General features: G+C 66.7%; 9 protein-coding genes and 1 pseudogene. 3 read left to right on the top strand and 7 right to left on the bottom strand.

All coding sequences use genetic code 11. The features are described from left to right. Nucleotides 1-495 (bottom strand): annotated as a pseudogene (locus Q0C64_RS11970) (isocitrate lyase); the annotation flags it as partial. Between the two features lie 135 nt (nt 496-630). Between Q0C64_RS11970 and Q0C64_RS11965 the strand changes: the two are divergent. After that, nucleotides 631-2,034, top strand: a complete 1,404-nt coding sequence (locus Q0C64_RS11965; RefSeq protein ID WP_294124068.1) for a short-chain fatty acyl-CoA regulator family protein — start codon at nt 631-633, stop codon at nt 2,032-2,034. Between the two features lie 53 nt (nt 2,035-2,087). Here the strand turns inward: Q0C64_RS11965 and Q0C64_RS11960 are convergent, their stop codons facing one another. Both Q0C64_RS11960 and Q0C64_RS11955 read right to left on the bottom strand, forming a co-directional pair. Continuing rightward, nucleotides 2,088-2,414 carry a DUF6572 domain-containing protein gene (locus Q0C64_RS11960; RefSeq protein WP_294124067.1) on the bottom strand — a complete coding sequence of 109 codons (327 nt, stop codon included), beginning with the start codon at nt 2,412-2,414 and terminating at the stop codon, nt 2,088-2,090. Between the two features lie 59 nt (nt 2,415-2,473). Further along, complete coding sequence (locus tag Q0C64_RS11955) at nt 2,474-3,397, bottom strand: DUF5996 family protein (protein WP_294124066.1); 924 nt, start codon at nt 3,395-3,397, stop codon at nt 2,474-2,476. Nucleotides 3,398-3,761: 364 nt separating this feature from the next. Between Q0C64_RS11955 and pheS the strand changes: the two genes are divergently transcribed. Together pheS and pheT are read left to right on the top strand one after the other, a co-directional pair. Next, nucleotides 3,762-4,820, top strand: a complete 1,059-nt coding sequence (pheS, locus tag Q0C64_RS11950; RefSeq protein ID WP_294124069.1) for a phenylalanine--tRNA ligase subunit alpha — start codon at nt 3,762-3,764, stop codon at nt 4,818-4,820. A 61-nt stretch (nt 4,821-4,881) separates the two neighbouring features. Continuing rightward, nucleotides 4,882-7,332, top strand: a complete 2,451-nt coding sequence (gene pheT, locus Q0C64_RS11945; protein ID WP_294124065.1) for a phenylalanine--tRNA ligase subunit beta — start codon at nt 4,882-4,884, stop codon at nt 7,330-7,332. Nucleotides 7,333-7,439: 107 nt separating this feature from the next. Here pheT and Q0C64_RS11940 read toward each other — a convergent pair whose 3' ends face one another. The 4 genes from Q0C64_RS11940 to ftsE are packed head-to-tail and all read right to left on the bottom strand — an operon-like array spanning nt 7,440 to nt 10,250. After that, nucleotides 7,440-8,135 carry a lysophospholipid acyltransferase family protein gene (locus Q0C64_RS11940; RefSeq protein ID WP_294124064.1) on the bottom strand — a complete coding sequence of 232 codons (696 nt, stop codon included), beginning with the start codon at nt 8,133-8,135 and terminating at the stop codon, nt 7,440-7,442. Continuing rightward, nucleotides 8,135-8,671: a YdcF family protein gene (locus Q0C64_RS11935; RefSeq protein WP_294124063.1), complete on the bottom strand. Its 537-nt coding sequence runs from the start codon at nt 8,669-8,671 to the stop codon at nt 8,135-8,137. The genes Q0C64_RS11940 and Q0C64_RS11935 overlap by 1 nt, the downstream gene beginning before the upstream one ends. Further along, complete coding sequence (locus tag Q0C64_RS11930; RefSeq protein ID WP_294124062.1) at nt 8,668-9,534, bottom strand: FtsX-like permease family protein; 867 nt, start codon at nt 9,532-9,534, stop codon at nt 8,668-8,670. The genes Q0C64_RS11935 and Q0C64_RS11930 overlap by 4 nt, the downstream gene beginning before the upstream one ends. Beyond that, nucleotides 9,531-10,250, bottom strand: coding sequence for a cell division ATP-binding protein FtsE (gene ftsE / locus Q0C64_RS11925; protein WP_294124061.1), 720 nt, complete (start codon nt 10,248-10,250; stop codon nt 9,531-9,533). The genes Q0C64_RS11930 and ftsE overlap by 4 nt, the downstream gene beginning before the upstream one ends. Nucleotides 10,251-10,313 lie beyond the last annotated feature (63 nt).

Raw genomic sequence — 10,313 nt, 5'->3', positions numbered from 1 at the left:
GGCCTCGATATAGCTCTTCATAATCTCGAAGCAGTTGAGCGGCCCGCCGAAGCCGGCCTCGGCATCGGCGACGATCGGCGCGAACCAGTCGCGCTTCGTGCCGCCTTCCATATGTTCGATCTGGTCGGCGCGCTGGAGGGTGCGGTTGATCTTCCGCGCCAGCTCCGGCCCGGTGTTCGCCGGGTAGAGCGACTGGTCGGGATACATGGCGCCGGCGGTGTTGGCGTCGGCCGCGGCCTGCCAGCCGGAAAGGTAGATGGCCTCTAGCCCGGCGCGGACCATCTGCATCGCCTGGTTGCCGGTGACCGCGCCCAAGGCCCGGACCGGTTCGTCGCGCTTGAGCAATTCCCACAGCTTCAGGGCGCCGCGGCGGGCGAGGCTATGCTCGATCGGCACCGAGCCGCGCAGGCGAAGGACATCCTCGGCGGAATAGGGCCGCTCGATCCCGTCGAAGCGGCCGGCGGGGGCGATTACGACCTGGTCAAAACTTGTCATGCCTTGGTCCTTCGGTGACGCAGTGGATTACGCAGAAGAATCCACCATAGGAGGGGCCAAAGCGCATCGGCAAAAAGCGTGTGCTTGTCACAGATTGACTTGTGACAGGTGGGCGAAATTGACAGAAGATGCGGAATGTCCAGCAAGCTTTTCCTCGGCCACCGCCTCCGCCGCCTCCGCCGCGACCATGAATTGTCGCAGACCGACATGGCCCAGACGCTGGCGATCAGCCCGAGCTATCTGAACCATCTCGAGCGCAACCAGCGGCCGGTGACCGCGGCGCTGCTGCTCAAGCTGGCCGAGCTGTACGAGGTCGATGTGCGCAGCTTCGCCGCCAACGGCGGGGCGAGGACCGGCCCGGACAGCTTAAGTGAAATATTCTCCGACGCTTTGCTCAGCGACCTCGGCGTGCCGCGCTACGAGCTGGCCGAGCTGGCCAACAATGCGCCGGCCATCGCCGATGCCATCGCGCGGCTCTACGGCGCCCTCAAGGAAGCGGCGCGTAATCCGGAGATTGCCAGTGCCGGCGACGCCCGGGCGCTGGTCACGCCGGAAAACTGGGTGCGCGACTATATCCAGCAGCACCGCAACTATTATCCGGCGCTGGAGGAAGCGGCCGAGACGCTTGGCGGGGCGCTGAGCGATCCGCTGTCGATGGCCGAGCCGATGCGGCGGCGGCTGAAGGAAGCGTGGGGGATCAGCGCGCGGGTCGTGGCGCAAGACGAGCTCGGCAATGTCAGCCAGCAATATGACCAGGACCGGCGGCTGTTCCTGATGTCGTCGCAGCTACGGCCGGAGAACCGCACCTTCGCGCTCGCCTACCAGCTGGCGCTGGTCGAATTTGCACCGCTGCTGGAGCGGCTGGTGGCCGAGGCCGCGCCGCCCGACGAAGGAGTGCGCCAGCTGCTCCATATGAGCCTCGCCAACTATGCCGCTGGGGCGATCATGATGCCCTATGGCCGGTTCCTGGCGAGCGCCGAACAATATCGCTATTCGATCGATCGCCTCTGCGGCGAATATGGCGCCAACGTCGAACAGGTCGCGCACCGGCTGACGACGATGGGCCGGCCCGGCGCACGCGGCGTTCCCTTCTTCATGCTGCGGGTCGATCCGGCCGGGAACATCAGCAAGCGCTACGCCGGCGAGAATTTTCCCTTCTCGCGGTTCGGCGGCACCTGCCCGCGCTGGAACCTCCACGCCGCCTTCCAGGCCAATAGCCAGGTCGTCACCCAGCTGATCGAGACGCCCGACGGCCAGCGTTTCTTTACCGTCGCGCGGACCATCGAACGGCCGATCAAGAGCGACCTGTCGGGCGGGCTGCTGGCGATCGGGCTGGGCTGCGACATCCGACATGCGCACCGGCTGCACTGCGCCGAGGGCTATGATCTGGAGAAGGCGCCGGTGACTCCGGTCGGCCCGGCCTGTGCCATCTGCCCGCGGATCGATTGCGGTTATCGGGCGACTCCGCCGGCCGGGCGGATGCTGGCGATTGACCGCACCAAGAAGACGATCTCGCCCTTCCCGTTCGTGGCGGCCTGAACTCACCTGCTTTTTGTACGGTGCAAGAATCCGCAATGGGTGGAAGGCGGTCATTAGAATCCGTCAGGCAAGGCTGTCTGGGTGAAGTCGATGCCGGCGCTGCTCAACTGCTGCTCGACGGCCCCAAAGAAGCGGACTGCGGCGGCGTTTGGAACGTGCTGCCAAACCAGCTTGATGCAAACCTGCCTGCCCTCTGCCGGTGGGTAACTTTCCGCGAGCTGACCCGATAAAATGGCGTTGGCGTAAGCCTCAATCTTTGCAGCTAGTAGCTGATGGTGCTGCTCGCCATTCCATTCAAGGTGGTCGCTGATTAGCATCTCGACGACCCCGTCCGGTCGAAGCCCAATGCCATCGATAACGTCAGCTTTTTCGATGCTCATGCGGCAACATCGCCTGCCGCGCTAATGACCGCAATGGGTCGAAAGCTGCCATCACGGAATCATGGTGCGACCGGCTCGCGCTCCAAAGCTTGGCGATCCCATTTCGCCAGATCGGCGGCGACGTCATAGGTCGACTGGAGGAAGCCCATCAGCTCGGCGGCAGGATCTGCGGCTTTCCGCACCGCTTTATAGGGCAAGGTATATTCGCCAAGCGTCGTGTCGAATCCAGCAGCGTCGGGAACGACGATAGCTTCGCGGAAGCCGGCCGGTTCGGGATAGGCGTAGCTGTAGAAGATCGGATCGACCGCGGTGACTCCACCCGGCCAGAAGCCGGCGCTCGATTCCTCATGGCTATAGGCTTCGCGGGTGATGCGGTCGGGTAGGCCGGGAATGCCGCCGGGGTGCTTCGGCGCGTCGCGGCCGGAGAAGCGGGTGACCGCCAGGTCAAAGCTGCCCCAGTAGAATTGGACTGGGCTGCCCTTGCCGAGGAAACCGGCCCGAAACGTCTCGAACACGGGCACGATCACGGCCAGCGCGCGACGCAATGTGTCGGCTGACGCCGTATTGTAGTGGCGCGGCGCATGGTCGTCGGCAAAGCGCGGCGCGTCGGCAATCTCGTTGGGACGGCCGTTGAAACGCGACGGCAGGTCGTACCGGTCGAGCATGGCGACGAAGGCGGCGTGGAGGTCGGCGATGCTTTGCCCGTCAACGAACGGCAGCAGTTCCCGCGACCCGTCGCTGACGTCGAGCGCGATGCCATGCTGGCACAGGTCGATTCCCAGGGTGAAGCTGCGTCCGCCTGGACATGCCGTCGGCAGGGTAGCTAGTCCCGTCGCGGCCGGCCGCAGGGTCGCGTGCCAGCCATGGTTGACCCAGGCCGCATTGGCGACCCGGACCTTGCCGAGCATCTGGCTGGCGAGGTGGAGGGTGGCGAAAGTGGGCGAATCCCGCTCGACATCGAACGCCGGCCATTCCTCCGCCATTTGCGCGCCTCCTTGCGTTCGCCCCCCAATCCCTGCCTAGGGTCCAAACCCAACCACGACAATGGTCGGGATCGCCCGCAAAAGGTCCGCTGACAAGAAGCGCAGCGCAGTCGCGTAGTCGAAGCTACGCGCAAGCAAGCGACGCCGAGCAGCGGGCCTTTTGCGGACGACCGCAAAGCGGCGGGCGGCTTGTGGTCCGGCGCGGCGTCGTGTCGTCGGTCACGATGCATCCAGCATCGCTCCCTCCTTTCTCCTTGCGCTGCACCAAAATCCGCTCCGTCACGGCCGTTGCCATGGCTGGGTTTGGACCCTAAGCCCGCCTTCGCATTTGCCCAAGGAATCTTACGTGTCCGTCCATCCGCTTTTGGCCCGCTTCGGCGACGAGATCGCCGCCGCCGCCGACCTCACCGCATTGGATGCGGTGCGCGTCGCCGCGCTCGGCAAGTCGGGCGAGGTGACCCAGCTGCTGAAATCGCTGGGGGCGATGGACGCCGAGACGCGCACCGCCGAGGCGCCGAAAATTCACGCGCTGCGCGAAGCGGTGACCGAGGCGATCGCTGTGCGCAAGGAAGCGCTGGAGAATGCCGAGCTCGAGCGGCGGCTGGCGACCGAGCGCTTGGACCTGTCGTTGCCGGCGCGCGAAACCCCCAGGGGTTCGATCCACCCGGTTAGCCAGGTGATGGACGAGCTGGCGGAGATTTTCGCCGACCTTGGCTTTTCGGTCGCCGAAGGCCCCGAGATCGAGGACGACTGGCACAATTTCACCGCGCTCAACATCCCCGAGACCCATCCGGCGCGGGCGATGCAGGACACTTTCTACATGGACGAAAAGGGCGACGACGGCGCGCCCAAGGTCCTGCGCACCCACACTTCGCCGGTGCAGATCCGGACGATGCAGTCGCAGCAGCCGCCGATCCGCATCATCGCGCCTGGCCGGGTCTATCGCAGCGACAGCGACGCGACGCACACGCCGATGTTCCACCAGATCGAGGGACTGGTGATCGACAAAGGGATCACGCTCGGCCACCTCAAATGGACGCTGGAGACATTCCTCCGGGCCTTCTTCGAGCGGGACGATGTCCAGATCCGGCTGCGGCCGTCCTATTTCCCCTTCACCGAGCCGTCGGCCGAGGTCGATATCGGCTGGTCGATGGAAAAGGGCCGCCGTGTGGTCGGCGGCAGCGAAGGCTGGATGGAAGTGCTGGGGAGCGGCATGGTCCACCCCAAGGTGATCGCCAATTGCGGGCTCGACCCCGACGAATGGCAGGGCTTCGCCTTCGGCACCGGCGTCGACCGGCTGGCGATGCTCAAATATGGCATGGATGATTTGCGCGCCTTCTTCGACGGCGACCTGCGCTGGATGAAGCATTACGGCTTCCGCTTCCTCGATGTGCCGACACTGTCGGGAGGAGTCGGGGCATGAAATTCGAGTCATTGATACTGGGCCCCGGATTGCAGTCCGGGGCACGAAAGGATGACCTTCAATGAAGTTCACCCTTTCGTGGTTACGCGAGCATTTGGACACCGACGCCAATGCGGCGACGATCGCCGATACGCTGACCCGGATCGGGCTGGAAGTCGAAGGCGTCGAGAACCCGGCCGAGGCGCTGAGGCCCTTCACGGTCGCGCGCGTGCTGACGGCCGAACGCCACCCGCAGGCCGACAAGCTGCAGGTGCTGACGGTCGACACCGGCGACGGTGGTGAGCCGCTGCAGGTGGTGTGCGGCGCGCCCAACGCCCGCGCCGGGCTGGTCGGCGTGTTCGGCGGGCCGGGCACCTATGTCCCGGGGAGCGACTTCACGCTGAAGAAGGCGGCGATCCGCGGGGTCGAAAGCAATGGCATGATGTGCTCGGCGCGCGAGCTGCAGCTGGGCGAGGACCATGACGGGATCATCGAGCTTCCCGCCGACGCACCGGTCGGGACCAGCTTCGCCGATTATGCCGGGCTGGACGAAGCGGTGTTCGACGTCGCCGTCACGCCCAACCGGCCCGACTGCATGGGCGTCGACGGCATCGCTCGCGATCTCGCCGCAGCCGGGCTCGGGACGTTCAAGCCCAAGGGTTATCAGGTCATCAAGGGCAAGGGGCCGGCCGAGCCCAAGGTCATCGTCGAGCCGGACAGCGGTTGCTACGTCTTCTGGCGGCGGCTGATCCGCGGCGTCAGGAATGGGCCCAGCCCGGAATGGCTGCAGCAGCGGTTGAAGGCCGTGGGCCTCCGCCCGATCTCGGCGCTGGTCGACATCACTAACTTCTACTCGGTCGACCAGGCACGGCCGCTCCACGTCTATGACGCCGCCAAGCTCAAGGGGCCGATCACCGTTCGCCGCGGCCGCAAGGGCGACCATTTCATGGCATTGAACGACAAGGAATATGCGCCGACGGCAGTCGACTGCGTGATCTCCGACGAAAGCGGCGCGATCGGCCTCGGTGGGATCGTCGGCGGCGAAAGCACCGGAGTCGACGAACACACCACCGACGTGCTGCTGGAGTGCGCCTGGTTCGATCCCGAAGCGATCGCGCGGACCGGGCAGCGCCACGCCATCAGCACCGACGCCCGTTCCCGCTTCGAGCGCGGCATCGACCCGATGAAATTGTCGAGCGCGATCGAAAGCGCGGCGCAGATGATCATCGACCTCGCCGGTGGCGAGGCATCGGAGCCGGTGATCAGCGGCACATTTCCTACCGACGGCTATCCGAACGTGACGCATCGCCTGGTCCACCGTCCGGAGCGGGTGCGGGACCTTGGCGGGATCGACCTGCCCGTCGACGAGCAGCGCGCGATCCTTGGCCGGCTCGGCTTCCTGATGGTCAATCCGGACGATCCCGAGAGCTGGGAGAATGAGGAAACGCGCCTGGCGATGGGCAAGAAGCTGGCCGCGGCCGGCGAAGGTGCCTGGATCGTGGCCGTGCCGACCTGGCGCCCCGACGTCGACGGCCCGGCCGACCTGGTCGAGGAAGTGACCCGCATCGTCGGCTATGACCAGATTCCCTCGGCGCCGCTGCCGCGCGCGGAAGGGGTGGCCCACGCCACCGCGACAAGATCGCAGATGGTCGAGCGCAAGGTGCGCCGCGCCGCTGCCGCGCGCGGGCTCGACGAAGCGGTGACCTGGAGCTTCATCGGCAAGGACGATGCCGAGCTGTTCGGCGGCGCCACGCACATCGTGGCCAACCCGATCAGCGAAGACATGAAATATATGCGCCCGTCGATGATCCCCGGGCTGGCCGCGGCGGCCCGGCGCAATGCCGATCGTGGCGCGTCGAGCATCCGCCTGTTCGAACTCGGCCGGCGCTACCTGGCCGATGCCGAGCGGCCGACGGTCGCCATCCTGCTGGCGGGCGACAAGGCGCCGCGCAGCTGGCTCGCCGCCAAGGGCGCCAACTTCGACGCGTTCGACGCCAAGGCCGAAGTGATGGCGCTGCTCGATGCCGCCGGGGCCCCGACCGGCAATCTGCAGCTCAATATGGGCGCCGGCGACACCTGGCATCCCGGCCGGTCGGCGACCCTGGGGCTGGGCAAGACCATATTGGCCGCGTTCGGCGAGCTTCATCCGCGGATCGAACGGGCGCTCGAAGTGCCGGCAGGGACCGTCGCGGCGGAAATCTACCTCGACGCCATTCCGGCAGCGCGCAGCAGCGAACGGGCGCGTCCCGCATTTACGCCGCCGGCGCTGCAGGCGATCAGCCGCGACTTCGCCTTCATCGTTCCCGCCGACCTGGCCGCCGATGCGCTGGTCCGTGCCATCCGCGGGGCCGACAAGGCGCTGATCACCGATGCCCGGCTGTTCGACCGGTTCGACGGCGCGCAGGGCCTCAGCCTGGCGGTCGAAGTCACGCTGCAGCCGAGCGAGAAGAGCTTCACCGACGCCGAAATCGGCGAAGTGTCGAAGAAGGTAATTGCCGCGGCAGAGAAGCTTGGCGCGACTTTAAGGGGCTAATGGGCCGCCGGCGCGGAGTGAATCCGCGCCGTCAGTCCTGTCCGCTCTGCGGCAGGCTGGCCGGCTCGCTCCGTCTCTTCGCGCTGCTACCAATTGCCAAGCAATTGCTACGCTGCGCTCGGCGGATTGAGCGCATTAATCGCGGCGTGCACCCGCGCTTCGACATCGTCGCGCTTGAGGCCTGGCGGGATCACCTCACCGACCTTGAAATGGATCGTGCCGGATCGCTTAACGAGGCCGCGCGACCATAATGTCCCGCTGTCATGCGCCACCGGCACCACCGGCAGGCCGAGCGCGCGATAAAGGCCAGCGAAGCCGGGGCGAAGCTCTGGTTTTTCGCCGAACGGCACCCGCGTTCCTTCCGGGAAGATGACCACCGGCCGGCCTTGGGCGACCGCTTCCTTACCTTTGGCCATCATTTCGCGCAGTGCTTGCGCACCGGCCTCGCGGTGGACTCCGATCGAGCCGTAGCGAAGCGTGACCCAGCCGAACAAGGGCATGGTCGTCAGTTCCCGCTTCATCACCACCACCGGCGTTCGGGCGAAGCGCAGCGATTCGACCGTTTCGACCATCGCCTGATGCTTGACCGCGATCAGATAGGGTCCCTCGGGGATCTCGCCGTCCCATTCGAAGCGGATGCCGAGGATGTGGCGGACCAGCCAATTGTGGAAGTCGGACCAGCCGTGGACGACCTTGCGAACAGGCGCCGTTCCGAGCGGCGAGACGAGCATGACGGTCAGCACATAGAGCAGGGTGCCGGGGTAGAAGAGCAGGAAGAAGATGAGCGAGCGGACGGCGGCCATCAGATATCCAGCCAAACGCTGAGCCGGCGCAGAACATATTTATTATATTCGGCGAACAAAGTGCCGAAATTGGGCTCGGTCCGGACCGCGTCGGGAATGATGGTCACCCTGCTGTCGAGCTGGCGGTCGAACTCGTAACGGGCGCGCCGCATGTGCCAGTCGCTGGTGACCAGGCGGAAGCTCTTATAATGGTGCCGCTCGACCCAGCGCCTGGCTTCCTCGGCGTTGGAGCGGGTGTCGACCGATTCCGACCCGAGGTCGACGCAGCAGTCGAACAACTTCTTGGGCGCGTGCAGCCGGGCCACAAGATCGGCCTTCCTGACCGAGGGATCGGCGCCGGCAATCAGCAGCCGCTTGGCCTTGCCTTCCGCCAGCAGCTCCGCGGCATGCTCGATCCGTCCCTTGCCGCCGGTGATGGCGACGATGGCGTCGACCTTGGGCGTATCGGCCGGCGCGGGCTCGCCGAGCGTCACCGCGAACAGCGCAAACCCCAGCACATAAATTATGGCGACGAAGGCCAGGAGACGAGCGATCATAAGCGCTCGCGCAATGCCCTGATGAGCGCGCTCCTGGCAACCTGTGTCGCCAGCAAGGCGATCGCGATCGGCAGCAGCAGCAGCCACAGCGCGTCGTTCCAGCCAAGCGGCGGCGCCCCGGCGATGGTCGTGGCGGTGCGGGCGTTGCCCAGGATCAGGCCGATGATCAGCCCGGCAACCGCGGTGCCGGCGAGGCCGCCGAGCAAGGCGTCGACTGCGATTTGCCGGACGAAAATCCGCGCAACCTGGTCATCAGTGGCGCCGATGCCATGCATCACTTCGATCGTCCCGCGATGCGTATCGAGCGCGCCCCGCGCCGCCAGCACGACCGCCGCGGCGCTGGCCAGCGCGATCATCAGCACCAGCCCGAGGGTCAGCAGGGTCAGCGAGCGCAGCGCACCCAATAGCGGCGCGAGACTGGCCTGGTGGGCGACGAACCGGGCCGACGGGACAGCCCCGGTCACCGCTGCCGCGACCGCCGCCGGATCCGCGCCCGGTTTCAGGTCGACGTCGATGATTGCCGGCAGCGGCAGGTCCGCCTCCTTCGATGCCGGCCCGAGCCAACGCTCGAGCGTCCGGCGCAGGTCGTCCGGATCGACCTGGACGGCCCGGCTGACGCCCGGATTGGCGCGAGCGGCGGCGAGTGCCGCCGGTGCCCGGGCGGCGCCGTCGGCGATCTGGATCGAATAGCGGTGCTCGACCCCGGCTTTTACCACGGAGCTGGTGTTGGCCAGCGCCAGGCCGGCGGCTCCAACCACCACCATGACGAAGGTCATGATGGCGATCAGCAGCGGCACCGGCCCCTTGAGGCCGCTGGACGGGATCAGCCTGCGCTCGGCGTCGGAGATGGTCAGCGGGTTCATGGCGCAGCTGCCCGAGGCGCACCCGGCGGGTGCTTCAAAAGGCCGGTCGGATCGACCAGCAGGCCGTTTTCGAGCCGGATCAGCTGCGCTCCAGGCGTGGCGGCGATCAGCCCGACGTCGTGGGTGGCGACGATCACCGTGGTCCCGAGCTTGTTCATCGCCGTCAGCAGGTGGAGGATCCGTTCGGCCATGGCGGAATCGACGTTGCCAGTCGGCTCGTCGGCGATGATCAGCTCGGGCCGGCCAATCACCGCCCGGGCGATCGCCACCCGCTGCTGCTCGCCGCCCGACAGCGTCGGTGGGCGAGCGCTGGCGCGGTCAGCCAGCCCCACCCAGGCCAGCATCTCGCGCACCGGGCCCTCGATATCGGCCTCGCCATGGCCGGAAATGCGCAGCGGCAGCGCGACATTGTCGAATGCCGACAAGTGGCGGATCAGGCGGAAATCCTGGAACACCACGCCGATGCGGCGGCGGTAACCGGGCAGCGCGTCGCGCGGCGCATGGTCGAGCTGGTCGCCGAACAGCGCCATGCGGCCGCGCGTTGGGCGCTGGGCAAGGTAAAGCAGCTTGAGCAGCGAGGTCTTGCCGGCGCCGGACGGGCCAGTGAGAAAGTAGAAGCCGCCCTCGCCCAGCCGGAAATCGAGGTCGCGCAGAACCTCCGCGCCCGTGCCGTAGCGCAGGCCCACGCGGTCAAACTCGACGATCGTCCCCCCCAAACGCCACTCCCTTTTGCAAACAATGGTTTGGCACGGCGCGGGCCGCCTTGCCAAGGCGCGAGC

Source organism: Sphingomonas sp. (assembly GCF_023266535.1).
In the GTDB taxonomy this organism is placed as follows: Bacteria; Pseudomonadota; Alphaproteobacteria; order Sphingomonadales; family Sphingomonadaceae; genus Sphingomicrobium.
This window is presented reverse-complemented; position numbering and strand designations above follow the sequence as displayed.

Excerpts from the sequence above, each read along its gene's own strand:
- Q0C64_RS11965 (WP_294124068.1), top strand. The coding sequence starts at position 631 with ATGTCCAGCAAGCTTTTCCTCGGCCACCGCCTCCGCCGCCTCCGCCGC.
- Q0C64_RS11960 (WP_294124067.1), bottom strand. The coding sequence starts at position 2,414 with ATGAGCATCGAAAAAGCTGACGTTATCGATGGCATTGGGCTTCGACCG.
- Q0C64_RS11955 (WP_294124066.1), bottom strand. The coding sequence starts at position 3,397 with ATGGCGGAGGAATGGCCGGCGTTCGATGTCGAGCGGGATTCGCCCACT.
- pheT (WP_294124065.1), top strand. The coding sequence starts at position 4,882 with ATGAAGTTCACCCTTTCGTGGTTACGCGAGCATTTGGACACCGACGCC.
- Q0C64_RS11940 (WP_294124064.1), bottom strand. The coding sequence starts at position 8,135 with ATGGCCGCCGTCCGCTCGCTCATCTTCTTCCTGCTCTTCTACCCCGGC.
- Q0C64_RS11935 (WP_294124063.1), bottom strand. The coding sequence starts at position 8,671 with ATGATCGCTCGTCTCCTGGCCTTCGTCGCCATAATTTATGTGCTGGGG.
- Q0C64_RS11930 (WP_294124062.1), bottom strand. The coding sequence starts at position 9,534 with ATGAACCCGCTGACCATCTCCGACGCCGAGCGCAGGCTGATCCCGTCC.